22 protein-coding genes are annotated in these 25306 nt (G+C 64.6%); 5 read left to right on the top strand and 17 right to left on the bottom strand.

The genetic code is table 11. The features are described 5' to 3' along the window. Positions 1 to 37: 37 nt before the first annotated feature. Positions 38 to 1012: an amidohydrolase family protein gene (locus tag FKZ61_RS06110; RefSeq protein ID WP_170199339.1), complete on the top strand. Its 975-nt coding sequence runs from the start codon at positions 38 to 40 to the stop codon at positions 1010 to 1012. 104 nt (positions 1013 to 1116) lie between these two features. Here FKZ61_RS06110 and FKZ61_RS06105 read toward each other — a convergent pair whose 3' ends face one another. The 7 genes from FKZ61_RS06105 to FKZ61_RS06075 form a co-directional block, all read right to left on the bottom strand. Continuing rightward, positions 1117 to 3351, bottom strand: coding sequence for an MFS transporter (locus tag FKZ61_RS06105; RefSeq protein ID WP_141609190.1), 2235 nt, complete (start codon positions 3349 to 3351; stop codon positions 1117 to 1119). Between the two features lie 135 nt (positions 3352 to 3486). Continuing rightward, positions 3487 to 4572, bottom strand: coding sequence for a Gfo/Idh/MocA family oxidoreductase (locus FKZ61_RS06100; protein WP_141609189.1), 1086 nt, complete (start codon positions 4570 to 4572; stop codon positions 3487 to 3489). 184 nt (positions 4573 to 4756) lie between these two features. Next, positions 4757 to 5428: an aspartate/glutamate racemase family protein gene (locus tag FKZ61_RS06095; protein ID WP_141609188.1), complete on the bottom strand. Its 672-nt coding sequence runs from the start codon at positions 5426 to 5428 to the stop codon at positions 4757 to 4759. 37 nt (positions 5429 to 5465) lie between these two features. Continuing rightward, complete coding sequence (locus FKZ61_RS06090) at positions 5466 to 6128, bottom strand: cupin domain-containing protein (RefSeq protein WP_141609187.1); 663 nt, start codon at positions 6126 to 6128, stop codon at positions 5466 to 5468. 27 nt (positions 6129 to 6155) lie between these two features. Beyond that, positions 6156 to 7088, bottom strand: coding sequence for an ABC transporter permease (locus FKZ61_RS06085; protein WP_141609186.1), 933 nt, complete (start codon positions 7086 to 7088; stop codon positions 6156 to 6158). Positions 7089 to 7110: 22 nt separating this feature from the next. Next, positions 7111 to 8070, bottom strand: a complete 960-nt coding sequence (locus FKZ61_RS06080; protein ID WP_141609185.1) for an ABC transporter permease — start codon at positions 8068 to 8070, stop codon at positions 7111 to 7113. 5 nt (positions 8071 to 8075) lie between these two features. Continuing rightward, positions 8076 to 9797 (bottom strand): ABC transporter substrate-binding protein, encoded by a 1722-nt coding sequence (locus FKZ61_RS06075; RefSeq protein ID WP_141609248.1) that lies wholly within the window; start codon positions 9795 to 9797, stop codon positions 8076 to 8078. A 459-nt stretch (positions 9798 to 10256) separates the two neighbouring features. Between FKZ61_RS06075 and FKZ61_RS06070 the strand changes: the two genes are divergently transcribed. Further along, positions 10257 to 11672 carry a phytoene desaturase family protein gene (locus tag FKZ61_RS06070; RefSeq protein ID WP_326838557.1) on the top strand — a complete coding sequence of 472 codons (1416 nt, stop codon included), beginning with the start codon at positions 10257 to 10259 and terminating at the stop codon, positions 11670 to 11672. A gap of 84 nt (positions 11673 to 11756) precedes the next feature. Next, on the top strand, positions 11757 to 12644 hold the full coding sequence (locus tag FKZ61_RS06065; RefSeq protein ID WP_141609183.1) for an RNA polymerase sigma-70 factor: 888 nt from the start codon (positions 11757 to 11759) through the stop codon (positions 12642 to 12644). A gap of 211 nt (positions 12645 to 12855) precedes the next feature. Here FKZ61_RS06065 and larA read toward each other — a convergent pair whose 3' ends face one another. The 10 genes from larA to FKZ61_RS06015 form a co-directional block, all read right to left on the bottom strand. Continuing rightward, entirely contained in the window at positions 12856 to 14139 is a 1284-nt protein-coding gene (larA, locus tag FKZ61_RS06060) for a nickel-dependent lactate racemase (protein ID WP_141609182.1), read from the bottom strand. A 28-nt stretch (positions 14140 to 14167) separates the two neighbouring features. Continuing rightward, a complete protein-coding gene (locus tag FKZ61_RS06055; protein ID WP_170199337.1) occupies positions 14168 to 15070 on the bottom strand; it encodes a DinB family protein in 903 nt (300 codons plus the stop codon). A 171-nt stretch (positions 15071 to 15241) separates the two neighbouring features. Next, a complete protein-coding gene (locus tag FKZ61_RS06050; protein ID WP_141609180.1) occupies positions 15242 to 16105 on the bottom strand; it encodes an SMP-30/gluconolactonase/LRE family protein in 864 nt (287 codons plus the stop codon). An 89-nt stretch (positions 16106 to 16194) separates the two neighbouring features. Beyond that, positions 16195 to 17568 carry a sulfatase-like hydrolase/transferase gene (locus FKZ61_RS06045; protein WP_141609179.1) on the bottom strand — a complete coding sequence of 458 codons (1374 nt, stop codon included), beginning with the start codon at positions 17566 to 17568 and terminating at the stop codon, positions 16195 to 16197. 155 nt (positions 17569 to 17723) lie between these two features. Continuing rightward, on the bottom strand, positions 17724 to 18110 hold the full coding sequence (locus FKZ61_RS06040; protein ID WP_229964167.1) for a hypothetical protein: 387 nt from the start codon (positions 18108 to 18110) through the stop codon (positions 17724 to 17726). An 86-nt stretch (positions 18111 to 18196) separates the two neighbouring features. Next, entirely contained in the window at positions 18197 to 19231 is a 1035-nt protein-coding gene (locus FKZ61_RS06035; RefSeq protein WP_141609177.1) for an alpha/beta fold hydrolase, read from the bottom strand. 106 nt (positions 19232 to 19337) lie between these two features. Continuing rightward, positions 19338 to 19820: a hypothetical protein gene (locus tag FKZ61_RS06030; RefSeq protein WP_229964166.1), complete on the bottom strand. Its 483-nt coding sequence runs from the start codon at positions 19818 to 19820 to the stop codon at positions 19338 to 19340. Between the two features lie 13 nt (positions 19821 to 19833). Further along, entirely contained in the window at positions 19834 to 20565 is a 732-nt protein-coding gene (locus FKZ61_RS06025; RefSeq protein WP_141609175.1) for a DUF4386 family protein, read from the bottom strand. Beyond that, complete coding sequence (locus FKZ61_RS06020) at positions 20562 to 20801, bottom strand: hypothetical protein (RefSeq protein ID WP_229964165.1); 240 nt, start codon at positions 20799 to 20801, stop codon at positions 20562 to 20564. The genes FKZ61_RS06025 and FKZ61_RS06020 overlap by 4 nt, the downstream gene beginning before the upstream one ends. A 113-nt stretch (positions 20802 to 20914) precedes the next feature. Beyond that, positions 20915 to 23230 carry a LuxR C-terminal-related transcriptional regulator gene (locus FKZ61_RS06015; RefSeq protein WP_170199335.1) on the bottom strand — a complete coding sequence of 772 codons (2316 nt, stop codon included), beginning with the start codon at positions 23228 to 23230 and terminating at the stop codon, positions 20915 to 20917. A gap of 182 nt (positions 23231 to 23412) precedes the next feature. Here FKZ61_RS06015 and FKZ61_RS06010 point away from each other — a divergent pair, with 182 nt between their 5' ends. Beyond that, complete coding sequence (locus FKZ61_RS06010) at positions 23413 to 24468, top strand: Gfo/Idh/MocA family protein (RefSeq protein WP_170199333.1); 1056 nt, start codon at positions 23413 to 23415, stop codon at positions 24466 to 24468. A gap of 3 nt (positions 24469 to 24471) precedes the next feature. Beyond that, positions 24472 to 25302 carry a sugar phosphate isomerase/epimerase family protein gene (locus tag FKZ61_RS06005; protein WP_141609172.1) on the top strand — a complete coding sequence of 277 codons (831 nt, stop codon included), beginning with the start codon at positions 24472 to 24474 and terminating at the stop codon, positions 25300 to 25302. Positions 25303 to 25306: the final 4 nt, after the last annotated feature.

Genomic DNA, 25306 nt, shown 5'->3' with positions numbered 1-25306 from the left:
CCAAATCCCGAGGATCTCACAGGAAAGGAAGCGAACCGTGACGATTATCGATGCCCATATCCACTATGGAGACGACGATCCGGATTTCCTCCGACTGCTGGAGGAGCTGGACATCAAATTGCTCAATATCACCCTGGTCCAAAGCCACGACAGCCGGTGGCGGGAACAGGCCGATCGCTATCGGGACCTGGCCCAGCGCTACCCCCAGCGCTTCAGCTGGTGCACCAGTATCGATCTGCCCCGCTTTGATGACCCGGACTATGCCAACTTTGCCATCCTGGGGCTGGATCGGGACTTCGAGAACAAGGCCGTGGCGTGCAAAATCTGGAAAAACATCGGCATGGAGGTCAAAAATCCGGCCGGGGACTACGTCATGATCGACGATCCCATCTTTGCTCCCATCTTCAAACATATCGCCGCCCGAGGCCGGGCCCTGCTCCTCCACATCGCCGAACCGCTGGCCTGCTGGCAGCCGCTGGACGAAAACAACCCCCATTACGGCTACTACAGCCGCAACCCCCAGTGGCACATGTACGGCAAAAGCGACGTCCCCTCCCACGCCGACCTGATCGCGGCCCGGGACCGGGTGGTGGAGAAAAACCTGAATCTGCGCATTATCGGCGCCCATCTGGGCAGCCTGGAACATGATGTGGACGAGGTGGCCAAGCGGCTGGATGCCTATCCCAACTTCGCCGTGGACATTTCCGCCCGGCTGGCCGACCTGGCCCGGCAGGACTCGTCCAAGGTGCGCCAGTTCTTCATCGACTACCAGGACCGCATCCTCTTCGGCACCGACATGGTGATGGGCACGCCCATCTCCCAAATGGCGCCGGCCGAGAAGGCAGAAGCCCTGGCACGCATCCGGGAGACCTACGAGATGCACTTCGCCTACCTGGAAAAAAGCGGCCCGGTCACCGTGCGGGGCTACGAAACCGAGGGGCTTCACCTGCCGCCCGAGGTGCTGGAGAAGGTCTATCGACGCAACGCACAGCGCTGGTATGCCGGGGTGTAGGGATTAGGGGATTGGGGGATTGGGTGGTTCGGATAACCAGGTGATACCCCTCCTCCCTTGCCCCAATCACCGAATCATCCAATCACCTAATCCCCCTGTCACCCTCAGCGCCAGCCCCAGCGCAACGTGTGCACAGCCAGCAGCAGGTACTCCAAACGGCGAACTCCACACAGGCGCAGCCGCAGGCCACATTCATGCAGAACATCCAGGATCTCCTCGTCGTAGAGGGTGGCTGGCGCCTGGAGGAGGAGCTGGCTGAGCGCCTGGGCGGCTGCCAGCAATTCTTCCCGGGCAAAGAGCTCGGCGCAGGTCGCCAGCTCGGCCAGGCGGGGTTCCTCTTGCCCCAGGTGTCGACGCCACTCCCTGGCCACTGCAGACACGGCCTGGGACAGGGCCGTACCCGGTTGACCCCGTGCCTGACGCCACAGCCGAATGAAACGCCCCTCCTGGCCCACCAGCCGGGCGACCGCCAGGGCCAGCTCCATGCGGGTGGCTTCGTCCCGGCAGTCCCGAAGTAGCGTCAGGAGGGGACGGGTGGCCCCCCGGGCCCCCAGCTTGCCCAGGGCCGAGGCGTAGGCGACCCGCAGCCCCTCATCCGATTCCTGTGCCAGCCGCGCCAGCAGCTCTGGCACCATGGCCTGATCGCCCAGGGTCCCCAGGGAGCGGGCGCTGTGGGCCTGGATGGAGCGGTAACCGGCATTCAGGCTGGCCCGCAGGGCATCCAGCGCGCCCCGGTCGCCGATCCGGCCCAGGGCCCAGGCCGCAATCACGCTCAAGGCTGGCGACTTGCCGTTGAGCACGTCCACCAAGGCCTGGGTCAGGCGTGGGTTGGGCGGCATCCGGGCGATGGCCAGGATGGCCTCAAAACGCACGTTGAAGCGGGGATCGGCCAGGGCTTCCAACAATTCGTCCACCGTCAGCGGGCTGTGGGCGTCGCCCAGGCGAGCGGTCACCCGCACCGCGTCGTGCTCTTCCTGGGCCCGGTAAAAGCGGATGAGGGAACCCATGGCCAGAAAGGGATTGCCCCGCAGGAAGATCCCCGCGAACTCGCCCATGCTCACCGGGCTGTCCCCCCGCACCTGGCGCAGAAGCACCACACTGACCAGCGGAAGCCCCAGCGCCAGGACAAACAGCGGCGTATAGGCATCCACATCCAGCAGCCAGATCCGGCCAGAGAGATCCCGGGAGCCATCCAGAATTTGCCCCCCAATCCATTGGCTGGCGCCGGCCACCAGCCCTGCCCAGGCAAAGTAGAGGGCCAGGTAGTCGTTCTTCTTGTCCGTCGGCACAATCCCCACGAAGAGGAGACGCCCGGCGCCGATGCCCCAGCCCAGGTTGGCCACCCCCTGGAAGAAGGCGATCAGCAGGGCCACGTAGAGGCTCCAACTCTCGTGACGGGGCATGGCCCACCAAAAGAGGGGCAGCAGGACAATCATCCCGGCCCCGGTCAACATGACGGGCCGACTTCCATAGCGGTCGGCTGCCCAGCCCCATAGATAACTGGATGCCAGAGTGCCGACCAGGGTGCCCAACTGCAGGAGGATGACGCTGCCTGAGCTCAGCCCCACCTTCTCTTCCATGAAGAGGGGCAAAAAGGAGGTCAATGGCGTGATGCCCAACGTCATCACCCCCAGCCCCAGCAAGTAGCGAACAAAGTTCCCGTCGTGCAGGGCGTGGAGCAGGTGCCGCTTCCGGCTGGCCTCCAGCTCCGGCCCCTGGAGGGGCGCCCCCCCGGGGATGTGGGCCGATGCCCACACGGAGGCAAAGCCGAAGAGAACCCCCACGGCAATCAGGAGCATGAAGCCGTTCAGCCCCTGGGAGCGCTCGATCACCAGGCCCGCCACCGCCACCGAGGCAACGCCGACCAGCGCCGTGAAGATGTTGCTGGTGGCGGCGTACTTGCCCCGGACGAAATTGGGGACAAATTCCTGGTTCCAGGGGTAGTAGGCGGTCTCCTCCACCGTGCGAAAGATGGCAAAGAGGGCCACCACACTGGCCACGAACCAGAAGGCCAGCTGGCTTCCCCAGTGGGCTACCACCCAGGGCGTCAGCAGCAACAGGGCCGTGACCGCTTTGCGCGCGCCATAGAACCAGAGGAAAGTGCGCTTGAAGCCAAAGCGCGCCACCGCCGGGGCCACGCCCAGGGCGACCAGGTTGGAAAAGGGAATCAGGGAAAGGATGAAACCGATGTCCGCCTTGCTCAGGTGGAGCTGGTCCAGGAACAGAACAAAGGCCGAACCGAAAAAGGTGAACTGGACAAAGACGGTGTTGGTGGCATTGGTGGCGACGCTCCAGGGCAGGCCACGGAGCTTTTCCACCGTTGTGGGTTCTGCGGGCATAGGCGTGATACCGGATGGCAGGCGGATTCTGGATCCGAGTATACCAGAATCCGCCTGTATCACCCCGTTTGCCGGGGTGGCAAACGCTTCTCCGGCATCCTACTCAGGCCAATTCCGGCGGCCCTGGCAGCAAGTTCACGTGGCCTGGTGGCGGGCTTTGTACGCTTCCACCAGCTGGATGATCAAGCGGATGTCATCCCGGGCCGACTCGACAGGGGTGCGGCATGGTATCCCCTGGGTGATGCACTGGTGGAAGTGGCGCAGCTCCCGCACGAAAGCGCTTTCCCAGTCCAGGGCCGGCTCCCGCCGGAAGGTGATCCCCTCCTCGTCGATGCCCTGAACGGTCACGGCAGAGAGGATGCCCCGGGCAAAGCCGGTGGGATACGAGACAATAACCCGCTTGTCGTCGCCATAGACCTCCAGGGTTTCCTTGAAGTCCCACAGATCGGGCAGGTCCACCCAGCTGGCCACGCAGCGGGCGCCGTTGGGGTAGGCCAGGGTCGCGCTGACGGCCCGGCCATCCAGCCAGATCTCGCTGCTGATGATCTCGGCCGGGAGCCCCAGCATGACCCGCATGCCGTACAGGTCGTGGATCATGCTGCCGGCCATCAGGTGAAAGGCTCGTTCCACCGCCGGCGACACTTCACCGATGGCCTGCTGCCGGGCCGCCCGCCGGGCTGCCTGGGTCGCTTCCATCACCCCAGCCGGGACGTCGTTAAAGCGGCGGATGTCAAACTGACGCAGGTGGAGTTCGTTACGGGGATGCAGATGATTCACCTGGACAAACCGAATGTTGGCCATGCCGGCCACTTCCCGGCGGGCGTACTCGTACGCCGGATCGTAGACCTTCATGTAGCCCACCTGTCCGACGGTGCCGGCGCGCCGCCGGGCATCGATGATGGCGTCGGCCTCCTCCAGGGAGAAGCACATGGGCTTTTCGATGAAGAGATGCTTGCCCGCCTCCAACGCGGCCACGGCCACCTCCGTCTTGGGGTCGCTCTGGCAGAGGAGGACCGCGTCCACATCCGCGGCCAGCAGGTCCCGGTAGTCGGTGAAGTGGTGGGGCACATGAAATTTGCGGGCCACGTAGGCTGCGGCGCCGGGCGACACATCGCAGACCGCGGTCACCTGGAAGAGGTCCGGCAGGTCAGAGAGGTTGGGCAGGTGGTGGACCTGGGCAATGGCGCCGCAGCCGACCACGCCGATTTTGACTGGGGACATGGGTTCCTCCGCTATGGAAGTCGGGTGGGTAGATGGGTTTTCAGCCGGGTTCCCGGTTGCGTGCCCTGGTGACGGGAAACACGGGAAACGTAGTGCGTGGTAGGTGTCAAATTGGTTCACGCACTACTGCAGTCTGGTGGACACCATCGGCGAATTTCTGCCGGGATTTACTACGCTCCACGCGTCACAGCGCCTGGACGACCTCCTTCAGGGCCGCGATGCCGGGTTCCGGGCTGGAGAGGATGGGAACGGTGCGCGCGGATGACGGCAATGTTTCCACTACCCGAGCCATGGAGGCCTGGGCCAGGACGATCACATCGACCTGGGCGTCCATCAGGGCCTGGAGCCCCTCCCGGACCAGCCGGTCGTGGGTGGCGGTGTCGCCGGCGATCACCGCCTCGAAGGCCCCTGTGCAGAGGTGTTGCACGATCTCCACCTCCTTGCCCTGGGCGGCAGCCCGGGCCCGCACCAGCTCGGTGGTGGGTTCCAGGGTGGTGGACAGGGTGGCGATGACCCCGATACGTCGCCCCAGGCGCACCGCCTGGTCTGCCATGGGCTCGTCGATGCGCAACACGGGCACGTTGACCAGGGGCCGCGCGGCTTCCACGGCCGGGCCGATGGAGGAGCAGGTGACCAGGATCGCGTCGGCGCCGGCCTCCTCGGCGGAGGCGATGTAGCCGGCCACCCGCCGGTAGGTGGTGGGGGTGAGCTTTTGGGCGGCGATGGTGTTGGCGATGAGGCTTTCATCCACAATGTTAAAGATCTCAGCATCGGGCAACGCTTCCCGGCATAGTTTCGTGAGGGCTGGCGCCAGCATGGTGGCGGTGTGAATCAGGGCAATCTTTTTTCGGCTCATTGAAACACTCTTCTACGCTGCGTTAAATCTGTGGACATCAAGCGCCTGGAGAAACATCAGCCCGGGGTTCTGTCATGCGGGGCGCCAGTTCATTCCAGGTACTGCCCAGGGCGTACATGGCTTTGAACAGGGTATACAGCGTCTCCCACATGGCGTTGCGCGCCGTGGCCGCTGCTTCCAGGTCGTTGGCCCCCCGGGCCTGGCGCAGGGCATGGGCCATGGCCCGGTGCCGCTCCAGGTTCGCCTGGGCCGCTTCAGCCGCCACCTGGGCTGCCTCCAGATGGCGCTGGAGAAGGAGGTCCACGGGCACGTTCGGGTCCGTTTCCGCGTGGTAGTTGGCGTTGGGCACAAAACGGGGCGGCTGGGGCGAATCGTCGTCGTTGCGGCCGGTGTGGGTGGGCTGGATGTGGGGCGTCACCGATAGGTACATCACCGTCTCCCGGTCGGGCAGCGTGTTGCGCACCTGGTGGATCTCGTCGGCCAGGGCCACACACATCTGGCCGGGCCCCAGCACCCGGGTCTCGCCGTTGATGGTAAACTCGGCCTCCCCTTCCAGGATCAGGAAGACCTCGTGGCCCAGGTCGTGGCTGTGGCGCCGGTCCACCTGGCCGGGCTTCATGTGATAGAGCCGCGCCCGGATCTCCGGCGTGACCAGCACGTTCCGATCCACGGTCCGATAGTCGAAGACATCAAATCCCATGGCAATGGCCTTTCATGGTCATTCTGACTATTCCAGTCGCTTCTTCAGTTTGGGGTCCAGGAAGTCCCGCAGGGCATCGCCCATCAGGTTCGCCGCCATGATGGCGATGGTGATGGCCACCCCCGGGAAGACCACCAGCCACCAGGGCGGCTTGAAGGCAGCCGCCAGCACGCCGCCCAGCATGTTGCCCCAACTGGGCGCGGGCGGGGGAATGCCCATGCCCAGGAAGCTGAGGGCGGATTCGGCAAAGATGGCCGCGCCCAGGTGAAGGGTCGCCACCACCAGGATGGGGGCTACACACTGGGGGGCGATGTGTAGCCGCATGATGCGAAGCTGGGATGCGCCGATCATGCGGGCAGCCTCCACGTAGGCGGTCTCCTTGATCGACAGGACCACCGAACGGGTGATGCGGGTGGACGAGGGGATCCGGGTGACGGCGATGGCCACAATGACCGTCGTCAGGCCAGCCCCCAACACCACCAGGAGCAGCAGCGCCAGGATCAGGGCGGGGAAGGACATGAGGATATCCACCAGGCGCTGGCTGAGCATGTCGAAACGGCCGCCCAGATAGCCGCTGGCGATCCCCCAGATGAAACCCAGCAGATCCCCCAACAGCACCGAGGAGAGACTGACGATCAGGGTGATGCGGGAGCCGTAGATGATGCGGCTCAGCACATCCCGACCCAGGTGGTCAGTGCCCAACCAGTGGGCCGCGGTCGGCCCCTGGCGTACGGCGCCGTAATCGGCTTCCAGCGGGTCGTAGGGAGCCAGCACCGGCGCAAAGATGGCCACCAGGATGAGCGCCAGCCAGATGAGGACAGCCACCGTCCCGATGGGCGATGAGCGCACAAAACGCATCACGCTTCGCTGCCAGCGGGTTACCAGGCCTGGTTGCTCTGGCTGCATCACCACGGAGGCACCGGGCTTTTCACGGGCGAGGGCAGGAGTTAGTTCGCGCATGACGGTCTCAAGGGAATGTCCTTCATTCGTAGCGAATCCGCGGGTCGAACCACGCGTAGCTGATGTCCACCAGCAAGTTGATCACCGCGAAAATGACGCCGTAAATCAGCACCAGATTCTGGATCATCATCCAGTCCCGTTCGGTCAGGGCCTGGACCAGCAACGTACCCAGCCCGGGCACGCCGAAGGCCCGCTCCACCGACACCGCGCCACCCAGGAGGCCACCCAGGGCCAGGCCCGAGGTGGTGATGACCGGCAACATGGCATTTTTGAAGACATGCCGCCACATGACCCACTGATCGCTCAACCCCTTGGCCCGAGCCGTCCGGATGTAGTCCTCGTAGAGCACTTCCAGGGCCGAGGAGCGGGCCATGCGTGCCGTGGCTGCGGCCAGCCCCAGGCCCAGGGCCAGCGCCGGCAATGAGGTCATGGCCAGGTTGGCGCCGGGATCCTCCCAGATCTGCACAATGGTCAGGGGCGGGCGCCAGGTGAACCAGAGGACCGTGGCCAGGATGATGAGCAGGCCCACCCAGAAGCTGGGCACCGCGATGAAGATGGTGATGCCCAGTCGGGAGAGGTGGTCGAACAGGGAATTGCGCCACATGGCACTGAGCATGCCGATGGGCACGCCGATGAGCCAGGAGAAGATGACGGCCATCACCGCGATCTGGGCCGTGATGGGCCCCCGCCGCAGGATCAGATCCCGAATGGGCTCCTTGGTCCAGAAGGAGGTGCCCAGGTCGCCGGACAACACCTGGGCCATCCAGTCCAGGTACTGGAGGTGATAGGGCTTATCCAGACCCAGGCTGGCCCGGGCCGCCTGGAGCTCCTCCTCGCTCAGCACGTAGGTGCCCGACGATTCTGAGATGATCAGGGCCAGGGGATCGCCGGGCAACACCCGCATGGCCAGGAAGATCAGAATGGTGATCCCCAGCACCGTGGGCACAGCCAGCAAAACCCGGTTCAGAATGTAGCGCTGCATGGTACTCAGACATCCAGCCAGACAGTCTCAATCCGCCCCCACTCGGCAAAGGCCCGGTTGTCCAGGGCCAGCCCCTTCACCGTGTTGCGCCACATGGGCAGGTGGAAGGTGTAGCCGATGAGGAACCAGGGCGGATCCTGGTCCAGCAGATCTTGGGCCTGGGCGATGAGATCGCGGCGGGTTTCGACGTCGGTCTCATTGTCAATCTGATCCAACAGCGCGTCAAATTCGGGGTTGGAATAGCCGCCCCAGTTCTGGGAGCCGCCGGTGCGCCACCACAGGTTGGCCCGGGGGGAGATGTCGGAAATGCTGTGGCCGTAGGTATCCAGCACCATCTGGAAGTTGCCGGCCTGCTCCTCCTGGCCCAACAGGGAGCGCTCGATGATGCGGATGTCGGCCTGGATGTTGAGGTTGCGCAGCAACATGTCTTGGAAGGCCGGCGCCAACAGCTCTGCCTGGGGGCCCGACGCGGCCAGCAGCTCCACGCCGGTGATGCCATCGGCGAAGCCGGCCTCGGCCAGCAGTCCCCGGGCCGTTTCGATGTCCTCGGTCTTGTCCTCGCGGTAGCCGGGAAGCTGGGCGATCACCTCCGGCGGCGTGGCGTAGGGATCGCCGTAGGGCACCCACCGGGTCAGGTTGATCTGCTCCTGGGTGGCGAAGGCCTTGATCAGATTCTGACGGCTGACCGCCAGGTGGATGGCCCGCCGCACCCGGGGATCGTCGAAGGGCGGCTGCTTGGTGTTGAAGAGCACCCAGTAGGCGCCAAAGTTGGCCAGCTTGTTCACCTGGACGATATCCGGCCGGTTCTCGCCCTCGGTCCACGTTTCAAAGGCCACGTTCCAGGACATGTCCGCCTGCCCCGTCAGCACGGCGGTGCCCCGGTCCGACCAGGCCGGGACGTGGAGCATCTCCAGGGTGTCGATGTAGGGCAGCTCGCTGTCCCAGTAGTCGGGATTGCGCTCCAGGACCCATTTCTCCGCGGTCTTGTACTCCACGTAGCGGAAGGCGCCGGTACCCGGGGCGATGACTTCCCGCAGGTCGTAGTTGTGTTCTTCCAACGTCTTTTTGGAGTAGATGCCGAAGGCGGTGCCAGCCAACAGATCCACGAAATAGGCCCGGGGCGCGCTGAGGGTGAAGCGCACGGTTCGGGCGTCCACCGCCTCCACCGATTCCACCATGGCGAATTCGTTCTTAAACTGGCTGATGATGCCTTCCGGCGGGTTGATGATGCGGTTGAAGGTGGCGACCACGTCGTCGGCGCTGAAGGGCTCGCCGTCGTGGAACTTCACCCCTTCCCGCAGGGTGAAGGTGTAGGTCTTGCCGTCCTCAGAGACTTCCCAGCTCTCGGCCAGGTCCGGCACCACGCTGCGCAGGCCATCCACCAGGTTGCGACGCACCAGATTGTTGTACATGTGGCAGAGGACATGGGCCGCGCCGCCCTGGTGCAGGTCGAAGCTGGCCGTGGTCACGCCGAAGGCCGTACGCAGGGTTCCGCCCCGTTTGGGGTTGCCGCCCGGGCGCAGGAAGCCGCCCTCCCAACTGGCGGGCTGCTCCGGTTCAGCCGGTGCCTGGGGCGCGGCCGGCGGCTCCGAGGGGGCCGGCGTGCTGGGGGCACAGCCGGCCAGCAGGCCCATACCTGCGCCGGCACCCAAGATCTGAAGAAAAGTACGGCGGGAGATGGAGCGGGCCGCTCGCGGACGGGGATCGGTGGGTTGGACTGGGTTCATGGCACTACCTCCTCTGGTGATGGGTGAAAATGGGGAGCCAGAAAAGATGGCCGGCGTGGTCAGGTGGTATAAAGATCTGTCCAATCATGGCAAAACGCACCAAGAATGCTGGACCGCTGGAAATATCAACCGATTCTGATCATGCCGGGCCGGATGGACCCGATGGGGTCCGAGAGATTGGGCTGGCCGATGGAACAGGGTTGCCGGGGTCCTTCGAGGGGAGGGAGCAGGGCCGCCGGCTCTCCACGTCGCCGTCATGCGTCATTCCGTCATGCGCCATTCCGGACGGGACGAAACCATCCAGCCTCGTCCATTATAGGTGGCGGCTTGAACGTTTGTCAAACGTCGAATGAGCCCCCCTGGCGCCTTGCTTTGGGCGAAGAGAGGGCCACCCCCTGGCAAAACTCGGGGTTCACCCGGCATGGCTGTCACACATAGGAGCGGATATCCGTCTCCTGATTGACGGCACCATCCTGGCCGATCGGATTCGATGCGAAGACGCAGAGGGCGCAGCGGAAAACCAGAGCGATAGAGGAGGTATCCATGCAACACCAGAACGCCTCACCCACGGTGGCCATCGTCGGCGGCGGCCTGGCCGGTCTGACGGCCGCGGCGCTGTTGGCCCGGGCTGGGGCGGACGTCACCCTCCTGGAGCAGGCCCGGGAGATAGGCGGCCGCGCCCGCACCCAACGGGACGACGGGTTTCACTTCAACCTGGGCCCCCACGCCCTCTACCAGGGCAGCCCGGCCCTCACCATTTTCGCAGAGCTGGGCGTGCCGGTGCCCGCCGGCCGGGTGGCGGTGGCCGGTTACGCCATCCACCGGGGCCGGCTCTTCCCCTTCCCCGCCACAGGGCCGGCCATCCTGGCCAGCAGGCTCCTGGGGCTGGCCGACAAGTGGGCACTCCTCAAAGTACTGGCCCGGCTGGAGGGACTGCGCCTGGAGGGCCTGGGCGCCATCTCCATCGGCCAGTGGATCCAGGAACACGTCCGGCCGCCGGTGGCCCGGGCATTTCTCCACAGCCTCATCCGCCTGACCACCTACAGCCACGCCCCAGAGGAGCTCAGCGCCGACGCCGGTCTGGAGCAGCTGCGCCTCTCCACCCGAGGGGTGCTCTACGTGGATGGCGGCTGGCAGACCCTGGTGGACGGCCTGCAGCAGGTGGCGGAGGCCGCAGGGGCGCGCCTGCTCACCGGTACCCGGGCCGAGGCTGTGACGGTCGATGAGCAGGGCACGGTGACGGGCCTGCGGCTGGCCGACGGCCACAGCCTGCCCGCTTCGGCCGTCCTGGTGGCCGCCAGCCCGGAGACGACGGCGGCCCTGCTGCCCCCCCAGGCGCCCACACTGCGCCGGCTGTTGGCGCAACAGTTGCCCGTGCAGGCAGCCTGCCTGGACCTGGGCCTCTCCCGCCTTCCCAGACCAGCGGCCACATTTGCCCTGGGCGTGGACGCGGCCGTATACTTTTCGGTGCATTCGGCCGCCGCCCGGCTGGCTCCGGACGGCCGCGCGCTGATCCACGCGGCCCGCTACCTGCCAGCCCATCCCCGGAATGATCCGGAAAGTGACCGGCGTGAGCTGGAAGAGATGTTGGATCGGATTCAGCCCGGCTGGCGCGGGGCAGTGGTCAAACAGCGCTGGCTGCCCCGCCTCACCGTCTGCCATGGGTTGCCCCGGGCCTCCCTGGGCGGCCTGGCGGGGCGGCCGGGTCCGCTGGTGGCCGAGGTGCCCGGCCTGTACCTGGCCGGCGACTGGATCGGGCCGGAAGGGCTGCTGGCCAATGCCAGCCTGGCCAGCGCCAGACAGGCGACCCAGGCCATCCTCGCCTCCGCCCATAGCCAGCAGGGAAACACCCGCCGAGCCAGGGTCGCTTTGTAACGCCAGGCCCGCCGTCGCCCCAGCCAGCTCCACCGACGCCCACCCTCGACGACCATGGAACCGGTGTGCATCAAGGAAAGACCGATGAACCATGAAGCCATCTTCAACCGCCTCAGGCCCTTGCTCTTTTCCATCGCCTACCGGATGGTGGGCAGCGTCATGGTAGCGGAAGACCTGGTCCAGGAGGCCTACCTGCGCTGGCACCAGGTGGAGCTGGCCGGGGTGACCTCGCCCAAAGCGTATCTGACCACTGTCACGACCCGCCTCTGCCTGGACTATCTGCGGTCGGCCCAGGTGGAGCGGGAATCCTATGTGGGCCTCTGGCTGCCGGAACCCCTGGTCCAGCAGCGGGCTGGCGGGTGGGGGCTCGGTGGGCAGCCGGCCGAGCAGCTCCTGCAGGCGGAGTCGCTTTCCATGGCCTTCCTGGTGCTCCTCCAGAGCCTGAGCCCCATCCAGCGGGCTATCTTTCTCCTCCACGATGTCTTTGACTACACCTATCGGGAAATTGCCGAGATGTTGGGGGAAAAGGAAGCCACCTGCCGCCAGCTGGGTCGTCGGGCCCGGCAGTACATCCAGGAGCAGCGTCCCCGCTTTGAGCCGGAGCCGGCTCGCCAGGCCCAACTGATGGAGCAGTTCTGGGTCGCATGCCAGCAGGGCGACCTCTCCCGGCTCATGTCCACCCTGGCTGAGGACGTCGCCCTTTGGTCGGACAGTGGTGGCAAGGTGCCTGCGGCCCGCAAGCCGGTACAAGGCGCAGATCCGGTGGCCCGTTTTCTGCTGGGGATCGTGCGTCGGGCATCCGCGTCCATCCAGGTGGTACCGGGCAACGCCAACGGGCAGCCGGCCATCTTCGCCTACCAGGACGGCACGCCCACGGCCGCGCTGCTCTTCCAGATTGCACCCGAAGGCATCGCCCACATCTACATCGTGCTGAATCCCGATAAACTGCAGGCGTTACTGCCACTCGAGTAAAGTCCACAGACCTCACAAAAGGGAAACAAAAAAATACCAGGAAGCCGTCTCCCCGGCAGCATCCCCCCACAGGATACCGTCACAATGGCAGCTTCCTGGTATTTGCTCATGGCCAGTATAGCAGGGGCCCGGCGCCCATGCCCGATGCCAACCTGTCAACGAACTGACGTCTGCCGTACGCCCCTCTGTCGCACGGGATGGCGCCCTGGTTCTACTCGCCGACGCCATTGCGCACGTAGGCGATGGTCTGGGGCCCCTCGGGCAGAACGCAGATGCGGGCGTCTGGCCCCATCTGCTCCAGCAGACAGGTGACGGTGGCACTGATGTTGCGGCAAGGGGTGAAGAGGGCCTGCTCGATCTGGGCGTCGCTGAGGCCATCGCTGTAGACTCGCACATCCGCGTGGAGCTGGATCTGGGCCTGGATCTGGACCTGCCACTGGTCCTGGGCGGCGAAGCCCGGCCGGGCGATCAGGTCCAGCACCCCCTGGGGCGAGCCGCCTTCGGCCAGGAGCTGGGCGTAGCGGCCATGATCCGGCAGGCCATCCTGGCAGGCGCCGGCCAGGATGATGACCCCGCCGGGTCGCACGATCTGGCGGGCGGCGCTCATGCCCTTCACGCACTGGTAGAGGTTCTGGTCCAGGGGGTAGCCGCTGTTGGTGGTGATGACAATGTCGTAGGGCTCATCCACCGGAACCATGGCGTGCTGGCGGACGAACTCACAGCCAGCCCGGTGCGCGGCCAGCAGATCCCCCGCGAAGACACCCGTGATCTGCTTCTGGGCGTTGAGGGTCACGTTGAGGAGGAAAGTGGGCTGCACCATCAACGCCACCTCCCGCATCTCCTCCCAGATGGGGTTGCCCTCGGTCACGCCCCAGGTGGCCTTGGGATGGGCGATCATGGCCCGGCCATGGTTGCTGAGGACGCTCTCCGCGCCGGCCAGGGCAGGCAACACCCCCTTGGGGCCACCACTGAAGCCAGCGAAAAAGTGGGGCTCGATGAAGCCGGTCAAAATGGCCAGGTCCGACTCCACCAGCAGCCGGTTGACCCGGACAGGATGGCCGAAGGAAGTGGTGCCCAGGGGCACCAGGTTGGCGTCGTCGTAGGCGTCGTGTTGCAGGCAACGGTAGTTGTCCACGATGGCGTCGCCCAACATACCCCGCAGCTCGGCCTCGGTCTGTGGGCGGTGGGTCCCCAGCGCGTTGAGCAGGGTGATGTCCTGGCGGGCCACGCCGGCCGCCTCCAGCTCCGCCAGCAGCACTGGCAGGATGCGGTCGTTGGGGGTGGCCCGGGTGATGTCGCTGTGGACCACCAACACCTTGTCCCCCGGCTTGACCCGGGCCGCCAGGGGTTCCGAAGCAATGGGGGCTCGCAGGGCCTGGCGCAGCGCGGCCCTTTCATCCGGCAGGCCGGGCACCGGCCGGGACGTCAGCACGTGGGTCTGCTCTGGCAATTCGACCTCCAGACCATGGCGGCCATAGGCCAACTCTACCCGCATGATGCTCCTCCTTCCCTTGCCCAATTCATCACTCGCCGGCGGGTACCGCAGCGCCCCGGGCCATGGGTGGCCAAACATGGTCCGGGTTCACGGCGAACAGGCGCTGTAGCTGCCCGACCCTGGTCAGCCCTTGCACTTTGATCTGCCCCTTGAGCATGGCCAGCATGGGATTCTGCAGCGCAAAGGCAGAGACCTTCAGGTAGGTGGCAATGTCGGTCTCCATGCGGATGTCCGGCGCATCCACCGCCCCCGGCTCCACCTGACAGCCGCCATCGCCCACGTAGAAGGTCCACTCACCGCCGCCTTCCCCGCTCAGGCTCAAAGTCCAGCGCAGGACCTGCCGGGTCGGCGTGACTGCGCCCGCGCTCAATTCCATATGGAAGTTCAGGGCCCGCTCCACCAGCGAGGGCGGCAGATGGGGCAGCGTGTTGTCCCGGCGAAGTTGGGCTTCGACGAAATGGAACCACTGATGCCAGAGGTTATACTCCAGGGCCAGGCGCAGGGTACGCCAGCCCCGCACCCGCAGGATGGGCAGCCACACGGGCCAATCCAGGACCTGAGGACCGTGGTGATCCAACAGGCGATGAAGGAGGGTGCGCAGGGCATCCTGGCTGGACCGCATGGTGTCAAAGGCCTGGCGCCCGGTCTGGCCGATGGGCCGGCGGGCAAACTGGGCCTGGTTCCAGGCATCCAGCTCCGCCAGGGTGGTGATGGCCTCGGGCTCAACCACGGCCGTGCCCTGCTCAATGGCGTCCACCAACAGGCGGTTGAAGATGGCCAGGTGGTAAGGCACATCCGCAAAGGTCCAGGTCTTGCCGTGGGGATGAGACCACTCAGCGGAAGTCAGGCGATTTAGAAAACGATTGAGGGCCGTCCACAGCGCCTCTTGCTCGGCGATGAGATCGGCATCCATCTGGGAAAATGAATTCATAACCATATGCTGGTAGGTACATGGCACGTAATGGGTAGTGCGTGGTGCGTGAACCGACTGACTGGGCCCAGGAGGATCTCCTGGGCCATTGCTCGACGCGCCACGCGCTACGCACTACGTAACTGCTCGAGAACTTCTCCGCTCGCTGCGGCACACTGCACTTTTCCGGTTTCACCGGGGCGGATGGACGCGCGACGGAAATTCGGGTAGGCCCCGGATGCCCAGGCGCAGGCGGAAGAGCGCGCCCGCTCCCGGGCCGTTGGTGGCCTTGTCGTTGCCACCCGCGGTGGTGACGTAGACGTCCGTGCAGTCCGGGCCGCCGAAGATGACGCTGGAGACCTTTTTGGCCGGAAAGAAGATGCGCTGCAGCTCCTCGCCTTCCGGCGAATAGCGCACCAGGCAGCTCCCATCCCAGCGGGCAGACCAGACGCACCCCTCCGCGTCCACGGTCATACCGTCGGGCACGCCCTCCTCACCGCTCAGATCCTTGAAGATCCGCCGGTTGGAAAGTTCGCCCGTGGCCTGGTCGTAGTCGAAGAGGTAGATCTTCTTCGCGCCCGATTCGGTGTAGTAGAGCTGACGACGGTCCAGGGTCAGGCCCATGCCGTTGGAAACCTGGATGCCATCCAGCAACTTGTGCAGGGAGCCGTCGGTGTCCAGGCGGTACAGATGGCCGCCCCGCTCTCGAGTGGGCATGGTGCCGCAGAAGACCCGCCCTTCCGGGTCGGCAAAGACGTCGTTGAAGCGGGATTCCCGCTCCTCCGGGATCTCCTCGATCACCGTCTCCAGCTGGCCGTCTCGCCAGATCTTGACCGCGCCCCGGGCCATGAACAGCAGCAGGGCGCCGTCGTCCTGGATGGTGAAGCCGCCCACCACGTCGCCCTGGTAAAACTGTTCGTGGTGGCCCGTGGCCGGATCATAGCGGAACATGCGCCCGGTGGGGATGTCGACCCAGTAGAGGCGGCCCTCCTGGGGATGCCAGAGGGGACCTTCCCCGGTGACACATTGATAGTCGGCAATCAGTTCGGGTTCCATGTGCTTTCTCCATCAGTTTGTATCCACAGATAAGTCCGTTGCAGACACCACAGATTTCACCGATGGAGGCGCCTTGACGCCTCTCGGTGCTAGGGGCTGTTGGGGAGGATAGGGACCGCGGCCAGGGGATCGCCCACGGCCTGCATCCAATCGGCCAGGGCCTGGGCCAGCCGCTCCAGCTCGTGGCGATAGGCCGACTGGCCGGCCAGATCTTGGGTTTCCCAGAGGTCTTCGGCCAGGTGGAAGAGCTGGAGCCGATCCTCGCCCACGCCGCGCTCGTGGGCCCGGTAGTAGCGGATCAGCTTCCAGCGGCCATCGCTGACCATGCGCTGTACATCCTTGTAGACCGCGAAGACCGTCTCCCGGCCGGATGTCTCCCGCCCCTGCACCAGGCCAGCAAAGCTGCGGCTGTCCACCGTGGGCGGGATGGGCAGGCCCACCAGGTCGCAGAGGGTGGGGAAGAGGTCGTAGCTGTAGACCAGCTCGTTCACCTGGCGGCCGGCGGGCACACCCGGCCCGCGTAGGATCAGGGGCACCCGGATGCTGTGGTCGTACAGGTTCTGCTTGCCCATGAGGCCGTGCTGCCCCACGGCCAGGCCATGGTCCGCCAGGTAGACGACCAGGGTGTTGTCCGCGTGGCCGGCTTGATCCAGCGCATCCAACACCCGGCCGATCTGGGCGTCCATGTGGCTGATCATGCCGTAGTAATCGGCCATGTGCTGGCGGATCACCTCGGGCGTGCGGGGCCAGGGCGCCAACTGTTCATCCCGCACCCGCAGCTCACCATTGTCGAAGGGATGTTCAGGCAAGAAATTGGGCGGTAGCGGGATGGCAGCCGGGTCGTAGAGGGCGGCGTACTCTGGCGGTGGGGTGCGGGGGTCGTGGGGGGCAGTGAAGGCCAGGTACAGGAAAAAGGGACGGCCGTCTGCGTGGTTGGTCAGAAAATCCACCGCGGCGTCGGCGAAGAGCTCGCTGGAGAAGCCCTCGCCGATGTAGGCCTGCTCCGGCGGGTAGGCGCCCGTGGGGTCAAAGTCGTGCAGGGGGACCTTGTCGTGGTCGCACATGCCGCCGAAGAAGATGCGGGCCGCGCCTTCAAAACTACGGGCGAAGCTGGCCCGGTCGTTGTGCCACTTCCCCGTGGCAAAGGTCTGGTAGCCGGCCCCACGCAGGGTTTCCCCCAGCAGGGCCAGCTCGGGGTTCAGGGTGGAGAGCGCCCGGCCTGCTTCCACGCTGTGGCCCACAGAGCAGCGGAAGACATGGGCCCCGGTGTGGAGGCAGGCGCGCGCCGGAATGCATACCGCGCCGGTCATGCCCCCCATGATGTGGGCCCGGCGCATGGCTACCCCGTCGGCTGCCAGCCGATCCAGAACCGGCGTTTGTACCGCGGGCTCGCCAAAGCCGTGGAGGGCACTGTGGCGATGATCGTCCGAAATGATGAGCAGGATATTGGGATGGGTGGCCATGAGATGTCAGCAGATGATGTAGGATAGTCACTGGTAGGAGTGGATAGGATCCTGGGCAGTACTCTAATGGGAATGGAACCATTTGTCAATCGAAGGCGGGGTTTGAGGGGACGTTTCACCTGCCTGTGGTGCCTGAGAGCCAGCGCCGATGGCTCTCAAGACGCAGCGATCACCAGGCAGGCCAGGGCAATCATTACGGTCAGCGGGCCGGAGACAAAGCGCTCCACCTTGTTCACAGAGGCGAAGTTTCCCAGCGTGTTGAGGGCCATGAATCCGGTGACCCCCCAGGCGGCAATGGGGATCCAGGGCGGCGCCGGTGTCTGCCCCATCAGCCCGGCCCGATAGCGGATGACATAGATAAAAAAGGTCAAAATGAGAGCCGCCGCCACGCTGGCTACGCGCAAAGCAGGCGTCAGCACTGGCTGCCGTCCACCCCAGGCGATGGTGACAGGCAAGACGCCGGCAGCGAGCAGGATCTGCATGCCGATGAAGATGGCGAAGAGCGCCGTGGCGACATGGGCAGCTATGCTGACAACATTCAAGTCGAAAAGAGGCGCCAACTATATGCTCCTTGGATTCGAAGGATTCAAGCCGTTGTGACCCTTGCCCGACAGCGGGACGCGCCAGGTCATAAGTCTCCACCATCGAAGTAGGCCCGGATGGCGGCCAGGCTTTCCACCGGATTTTCGCCAATCATTTCATGTCCTGCGTCCGGAATCACCACCAGTTTTGCCTGGGGGAAAAGGCCCATCTGTCCCCGCTGAAATGCTTCGCCGATAAACCGGCTACATTCCGAAGCCATGAACAGGACATCGCCCCTGAAATTGTCCGCATTGGCGGCAATCGGCGACAGATCCGCCTCGGGGTTAAACAAAGCCTTGTACGCGGTCGCGCCAAAGCGGCGGGGCGGCACAGGGACATCCGGCTGAACGGCGACCACGTTCTCATCTTCGCAGCGGTAGCCGGAAGCAGCCGTATTGGTAAAGTTGGCCGACATCTGGCCGTAGATATAATCCATCTGGGCCTCGGCATCCGGTCCATCCAGGTGGAGGGATTCGAAGATGGCGGAGACGAGCAAACGATAGTAGGCAAAGCTCCAGGCGGAGGCGGCCTGCCGTTCGCTGAAGCGCGCCAACCCGGCATTGTCCAGCGCCCCTGGCTCCGCCAGGACGACCTGCGCCGCGCTGTCGGGATGCTGCCCGACGTAAGCTGCCACCAGCATGGCGCCCCAAGAATGCCCAACGAGGCGTACGGTTTCGCCTTGTCCAAAGTGGTTGACAATGCGGTGCAGATCCTCCACAGAGCTTTGTAAAGTGATCTCCTCTGCTGGGACCCGCGCTGATAAGCCTGCCCCGCGCTGGTCGTAGAAGACCACAAAGTAGTCGTTAGCGAGTTGGTGCAGGTTGAGCAGGTAGCCATAGTCGCCGCCTGGGCCGCCATGCACTACCACCACCGTCGGATTGGCCGGGTCGCCAAAGGTCTCGGCGTGGAAGGTCACACCATCGATCTCGACACGAGGCAGCGTAGTGTCTGTGGCCACCGTGTGAGGCACTGACTGCTCCCCATCTGTGGCGACAAACAGTCCGACAAGCGCTGCCATCGTGACGCCAATCAGGGTCAACAAGCCGAACCCGATCGTTTTGAAAAGTTGTCTCGTTCTCATCTTTCTTCTCCTCCAGGACGTCATCTTGATTGAGATGGTATTTCCCCTGGGACTGCCGGGGCTTGTCGAATCCGGGGACGTTCGACAAGCCTCCCCCGCAGCCAAGTTATCGCCGCGCGTAGACGAGCTGGGAGCCAAGCCGCACCATCTCCGCGGCCATGAAGGACAGAATGGCAATGTTGGCCGTGCAGAAGGGGGTCAGTTCCTGTAGGAAGACGGAGCCCACAGCGGCCAGAAGACCTGTCACAAGCACTGGGTAAGCGTTGCGATTGGCCTTCATGGCGGCGTTCCGCTCATGTGCGGTGGGGGCCGGTGTGCTCCCTGCACCGATGGCCAGGACGGCCTGCAAGACGATCTGGGCCAGGATGATCAGGATGACTGTGCCCAGGACCAGCCCACCGTAGCCGGCGGGGATGGCGTCATTTGCCAGGGCAATAGGGCGCATGGGCCACATGTTGGCGATGTAGTAGGCCGCCGCGCTGGCGGTGATAACCAGGGAGAGACCGGTACTCTTCTGCTGGAAAGAAGCAATGGTTGCCGTTGTTTCCTGTGGATTCGGGTGGCTCTGGGTCACGTTCTGCCCCGTCATGTGAATCAGCCGGTTACCGTGCCGGCGCGGGGTGGACGGCCACCTCTCCCGGCGCAGAATGAAGGGCCAGACCGGCAGGCCGTCGCAGCATGGCAATGCCCAGCCAGACGAACCAGACGATCTGGGTCAGGCCGAAGGTCATGGCGCCTGTTTCGCCCAGGGCAGGGACGACAGTCGCCACGCCGGCGGCTCCCACCACAAAGCCCAGGTAGTTGAGCAGTCGAGGCAGTCCGCCGTTGCGCAACCCAGCGACGCTCAACAGCAGCACCCAGATGCCGCCCACCACCTCCACGCCGCCGCCCAGCCCATTGAAGACGGATTCGATCGCGAGCCAGACCGTGGCCGCCTGTTCTGGATTGTGGGCAGAGAGTTCCACAACCGTCCCCATGCCCACGTTGTAGATCATCCCGCTGGCGATCACCAACACCGACCAGATGATGCCGAAGGCCGTCGCCGTGCGGGCCAGGGCTGAGACGTCTCCCTGCAGACGTTCGTGCAAGGCCAGGGTCAGCACAACCAAAGACGCGCCCCAGATCACGTAGACCAGGAGGTACAGCAGGGTCAGCAGTCCCTGATTTGCGGCCATCGCGGTCACCTTCTGCAGCGGGTCGGCAACCTCGGAAATATTCACCACAGCGATAAATCCGACAATGCCAATGATGTAGGCCAGGGCTTCGTACAGAGCGGCCGCCCCACCCCACTTCTGCAGACTTCCGGCGCCGTTTGTTTTCGCCTCAAAACTCATGATCCGTCTCCTTCCATTAGGGGATTCACCGAGATCAGGGTCAACCCCAGATTGTGGATTTTCCGCAGTACCCCATGTAGTGCGGACTGATCGACGATGGGGCCTCGCAGAATCGTGTTGCCGTCGTGGGTGTGGTGAATGGCCATCTCCTCGAACCAACCTTCCCACTGGACGTCCAGGATGCCCTGGATTGCGAACTCATATTGCCTGAAGGCCGAATCCATGTCGCTCATCATGGTGCTATGGTAGCCGGACGGGCGCGCAAAAGCCCCACAACAAACTGTAGTTGTGGGGCCGAAAAAGCTGTGGTTCGTGTGAGGAAATGCTGTGGGAGCGTGTCGCGAGTGGGTTATAGCAGGCCGAGCTCCTGAGCCCGGCGGACCGCCAGCATCCGCTTGTTGACGCCCAATTTGCCGTAGATGTTCTTGGTGTGATAGAGCACGGTGTTGAGGCTGATCACCAATTCTTCGGCGATCTCCCGGTTCTTCCGTCCGGCGGCGATGAGGGCGAGGATCTCCTGTTCCCGATTGCTGAGGGGCTCCACCAGTGCCTGCGGGAGGCGTTCATGGGTCCTGGTTTGGGCGATGGCAGCCTGGGCATAGGAAAGGGGCGCACCTGCGGCCAGAAAACGGGCCACCTTCACGTGTTCAGGCGACGGGGCCGGCGCGTGCAGAGTCCGCTCGATCATCCCCATCTGACGGCGAATTTCGGGATTCCCCAGCATGGAGGGAATCGTTCGGGCGTCTTCAAATGCCTGCCAGGCCGCCTTGCGCTGGCCCGCCGCCTGTTCGATGAGCGCTGCCAGCATGAGGCTACAGCGCAGTCCGCCTTGCTCGTTTGTCAATCGGCAGTGGGCTACGGCCTGCTTCACTTCAGAGCGCGCCTGGCCCAACGCCTGCTTTGAAAAAGCCAGGTGCGCCAGGCCCAGGTGAACATAGAGAAGCAGCGGGCTTTGCTCCAAACCCAGATGCTGGGCGTGAGCCTGGGTATTCTGCAAAACTGTTTCCGCCTGCTCCAGCTCTTCCAGCAAGATATGGGCCAGCCCCAGGTAACCGCCACTCAGGAAGGCCACGTTCAAGTTCTGCGTCTGCCTGGCCAGATCCAGGGACTGCGACAGGGTCGCTACGGCCGTCGCCGGTTTACCTGTCATGATCTGGACCGCACCGACTTGGAGCAGAGCGGCGCCCTGCGTTAAGGCGTTCTCAGGAGGTGTTAACTGGAGGGCGATCTGCGCTTCATGGAGAGCCGTCTCGATGTCTTCATTGGTGCGCGCAATGTTGCCCCGGATCAAGGCCGTGACAGCGCGGATGGCGTTGTCGTCCGGCGCCGCGAGCTCGGCAGTTCGCAGGTACGGTTCGACCGCATCGGTCCGGCCCTGATTCAGCAACACCCAACCATAGTGGAGGCACAGCCGGGGATGTCGGGACAAGAACTCATCTGGAAAGGCATCCAACCAGCGCTGCAAAGTGGCCAGCTTGCCTCGAAAGAGAAAGGAGAGCCCCTGCTCAGCCAACACGGGAGCGGCCGCCTCGTAGTCCCTGGCAGCCAGCGCGTACTCGATAGCGTCGCCGGTGCGGTTGTGTTCTAGCGACCAGCGTGCAGCCTGCTTGCGTACTGCGCAGGCCAGCTCCGCCGACATGTTCTTCCGCAGCAGGTCGGCGAAAAGGTGATGATAGCGGTACCAACGGCGTTCTTCATCCAGCGGGACCAGAAAAATATTGTCCGCTTCGAGCTGTTCTAGAATTTCCTGGGCGGGGCGTTCGGGCGGTTCGTGGATTCCGGCCAGCACCGCGTCGCACAGTTCACCACAGAGGTGGTGCAACGGGGCGGTCTTCGTCAAGAAATCCCGCACCACGGCGGGTTGATGGGCCAGCACCTCTTCCATCAAGTAGTCCATGATGAAACGGTGACTGCCGGTGAAACTGGCCACAAAGCTGTCGACATCGGTCCGGTTGCGCATGGACAGCGCCGCCATCTGGAGCCCTGCGATCCAGCCTTCGGTGCGGGCTTCCAGCGCTGCGATTTGATGGGACGTCAGGCTCACGCCCATCCCGCGCCGGAGAAACTCGGCGGCCTCCCCCGCGGTGAAGCGCAACTCGTCCGCCCGCAGTTCCACCAACTGACCTCGAGCGCGCAGGCGAGAGAGGGGGAAGCCCGGATCGGTGCGGCTGACCAGGAGCAGGTTCATCTGCGGGGGCATGTGTTGGAGCAAGAAGGAAACCGCCTCTTCAACCGCGGCGGAGGCGATGGCGTGGTAGTCGTCGAGGACAAGGTAGATGCAGCCAGAAACAGCCGAAACGTCATGGATGAAGGCGGCCATCAAGTGCCTGGCGGGCGTGGGCTGTCCGGAACGAAGCAGCTTTGGCAGCGTCGAGCGGACGCCAGGGACGGAACCCATTGCCGCGGACAAATAGGCGAAAAACTGAAGCGGGTCGCTGTCATCCTCGGCCAGGGAGAGCCAGCAGACGCGCACATCGGGCGCATCCTGGAACTGATACACCCACTCCGCCGCGAGGGTCGTTTTCCCGTACCCGGCCGGGGCCGAGATGAGGGTCAGCTTGCCGTGCAGGCCCGCGTTCAGTCGGTCTAGCAGGCGTGGGCGGGAGACAGCTTGAGGCGGCGGCGACGGGATGTAGAACTTGGTGGCGAGGATAGGCGAGGTCATAAAAGGATTATACCATGAGGTAGGCCGAAGACACAGGCGTTGGCGAAGGCAAGGGAGCCCGCCACTTTTTGCTGCTTCCCGCCCTGATGTATAATGAAGGCCACACAAAGCTGTCAACGAGATCCCCTTCTGGCAGGTATACACGATCGCCATCAACTCCACAAGCTAGAAAGAAAGCCAAGATGAATCAAGAACCGATCCGGGTCGGCATCGCCGGCTTAGGCCGCAGCGGCTGGTCCATCCACGCGGGCCTGCTCTCCACCCTGGAGGAGCAGTACCGGGTCACCGCGGTGGTGGATGCCGACGAAGGCCGGCGCCAGGAGGCTGTGGAACGCTTCGACTGCATGGCCTACACCGACTACGACGAACTCCTGAACGATCCGGGGGTTGAGCTGGTGGTAGTGGCCCTGCCCAGCCACCTCCACGCCAGTGCCTCCATCGCCGCCCTGGAAAAAGGCAAGCATGTGGTCTGCGAAAAGCCCATGGCCACCTCCCTGGAGGACGCAGATCGCATGATCCAGGCCGCAGCCGACACCGGCAGGGTGTTGACCATCTTCCAGCAGCGGCGCTACCAGCCCGAATTCATCAAAGTCCGGGAAATTCTAAGCTCTGGCCTGCTGGGCCGCATCGTCCAGATCCGGGTAGCGGCCTCCGGCTTCAGCCGACGCTGGGACTGGCAGACCCTGCAGAAGTTCGGCGGCGGCAGCCTGAACAACACCGGCCCCCACTTCCTGGATCAAGCCCTGCAGCTCTACGGCCCGGACTACCCGGACACCATCTTCTGCCATCTGGACCGGACCCTGACCCTGGGCGACGCCGACGACTTCGTCAAGATCGTCTTCAAAGGCCCCAATGCACCGGTGGTGGATATCGAGATCAGCAGCTGCGATGCCTACCCGCCCGAAACCTGGCACATCCAGGGAACCCTGGGCGGCCTTACCGGCACCCCCCGGGAGCTGCGCTGGCGCTGGGTGGTGCCCGAAGAGATGCCCCCCCGAGAGCTGGATACCCGCCCTACGCCCGACCGCAGCTACAACCGAGACCAGTTGACCTGGCACGAGGAGACCTGGACGCCGCCGGTGGATACCCGGACAGCCTTCCAGGGTTTCTACCGGGACCTCTACGCCACCATCCGGGAGGGTAAGCCCCTGGCCATCACCCCGGAGAGCGTGCGCCGGGTCATGTGGCTGCAGGAAGAATGTCACCGTCTGTGCCCCCTACCCCAGGAGATTGAGTGAACCATGGCCGACCGTTTTCCTCTCGCTTTCAGCACCCTGGGCTGCCCCGACTGGTCCCTGGAGACTGCGGCAGCCCAGGCCGCGGCCCACGGCTACCGTGGGCTGGAGATCCGCCTGCTGGATGGGGAAGTCATCCCCGCCGACTTGCCGACAGAACGCCGTCGGGCCGTCCGGGAAACCATGGCCCGACACAACCTCCAGATCGTGGGGCTGGGCCTCTCCACCCGCTTTTCCTCGCCCGACCCGGCAGAGCGCCAGGCCAACCTGGAACTGCTGGAGCGCTACCTGGCCCTGGCCAATGAGCTGGAAGTGCCCATGGTCCGCACCTTCGGCGGCAACGTCCACCCGGACCACACCCTGGACGAAACGGTGACCTGGCTGGCCGACGCGCTGAACGCGGCCGTACCCGCGGCGGAACGCTACGGCGTAGACATCGTGCTGGAAACCCACGATGCCTTCTCTCGGGGTGAGGACGTGGCCAAAGTGTTGGCCCAGGTGGACAGCCCGCGCGTCGGCGCCATCTGGGACGTGCATCACCCCTACCGCATGGGCGAATCCATCGAGGAGACCTGGCGGTACATCGGCCCCCGGGTGAAACATGTGCACATCAAGGACGCGCGGCGCCGGCCGGACGGCTCGTGGCAACTGGTCCTGCTGGGCGAAGGTGAGGTCCCCTGCCGGGCTGCGGTGGAGCTGCTACATCGGGAAGGCTACCAGGGCTTCGTGAGCGTGGAGTGGGAGAAGAAGTGGCACCCGGAGATCGAAGAGCCGGAGGTAGCCCTGCCCCAACACGCCCGGGTCCTGCGGGAATGGTTCGCAGCGTTGGCGGGATAGTGCC

Origin of the sequence: Litorilinea aerophila (assembly GCF_006569185.2) — a bacterium.
Classification (GTDB): domain Bacteria; phylum Chloroflexota; class Anaerolineae; order Caldilineales; family Caldilineaceae; genus Litorilinea; species Litorilinea aerophila.
This window is presented reverse-complemented; position numbering and strand designations above follow the sequence as displayed.

Bases quoted from the DNA above. Each gene is read 5' to 3' on its own strand.
- FKZ61_RS06020 (WP_229964165.1), bottom strand. From the start codon at position 20,801: ATGATGAGCGACATGGATTCGGCCTTCAGGCAATATGAGTTCGCAATC.
- FKZ61_RS06055 (WP_170199337.1), bottom strand. From the start codon at position 15,070: ATGAATTCATTTTCCCAGATGGATGCCGATCTCATCGCCGAGCAAGAG.
- FKZ61_RS06030 (WP_229964166.1), bottom strand. From the start codon at position 19,820: ATGACGGGGCAGAACGTGACCCAGAGCCACCCGAATCCACAGGAAACA.
- FKZ61_RS06050 (WP_141609180.1), bottom strand. From the start codon at position 16,105: ATGGAACCCGAACTGATTGCCGACTATCAATGTGTCACCGGGGAAGGT.
- FKZ61_RS06095 (WP_141609188.1), bottom strand. From the start codon at position 5,428: ATGAGCCGAAAAAAGATTGCCCTGATTCACACCGCCACCATGCTGGCG.
- FKZ61_RS06035 (WP_141609177.1), bottom strand. From the start codon at position 19,231: ATGAGAACGAGACAACTTTTCAAAACGATCGGGTTCGGCTTGTTGACC.
- FKZ61_RS06100 (WP_141609189.1), bottom strand. From the start codon at position 4,572: ATGTCCCCAGTCAAAATCGGCGTGGTCGGCTGCGGCGCCATTGCCCAG.
- FKZ61_RS06075 (WP_141609248.1), bottom strand. From the start codon at position 9,797: ATGAACCCAGTCCAACCCACCGATCCCCGTCCGCGAGCGGCCCGCTCC.
- FKZ61_RS06005 (WP_141609172.1), top strand. From the start codon at position 24,472: ATGGCCGACCGTTTTCCTCTCGCTTTCAGCACCCTGGGCTGCCCCGAC.
- FKZ61_RS06090 (WP_141609187.1), bottom strand. From the start codon at position 6,128: ATGGGATTTGATGTCTTCGACTATCGGACCGTGGATCGGAACGTGCTG.
- FKZ61_RS06015 (WP_170199335.1), bottom strand. From the start codon at position 23,230: ATGACCTCGCCTATCCTCGCCACCAAGTTCTACATCCCGTCGCCGCCG.
- FKZ61_RS06045 (WP_141609179.1), bottom strand. From the start codon at position 17,568: ATGGCCACCCATCCCAATATCCTGCTCATCATTTCGGACGATCATCGC.
- FKZ61_RS06105 (WP_141609190.1), bottom strand. From the start codon at position 3,351: ATGCCCGCAGAACCCACAACGGTGGAAAAGCTCCGTGGCCTGCCCTGG.
- FKZ61_RS06010 (WP_170199333.1), top strand. From the start codon at position 23,413: ATGAATCAAGAACCGATCCGGGTCGGCATCGCCGGCTTAGGCCGCAGC.
- FKZ61_RS06085 (WP_141609186.1), bottom strand. From the start codon at position 7,088: ATGCGCGAACTAACTCCTGCCCTCGCCCGTGAAAAGCCCGGTGCCTCC.
- larA (WP_141609182.1), bottom strand. From the start codon at position 14,139: ATGCGGGTAGAGTTGGCCTATGGCCGCCATGGTCTGGAGGTCGAATTG.
- FKZ61_RS06080 (WP_141609185.1), bottom strand. From the start codon at position 8,070: ATGCAGCGCTACATTCTGAACCGGGTTTTGCTGGCTGTGCCCACGGTG.
- FKZ61_RS06025 (WP_141609175.1), bottom strand. From the start codon at position 20,565: ATGAGTTTTGAGGCGAAAACAAACGGCGCCGGAAGTCTGCAGAAGTGG.
- FKZ61_RS06065 (WP_141609183.1), top strand. From the start codon at position 11,757: ATGAACCATGAAGCCATCTTCAACCGCCTCAGGCCCTTGCTCTTTTCC.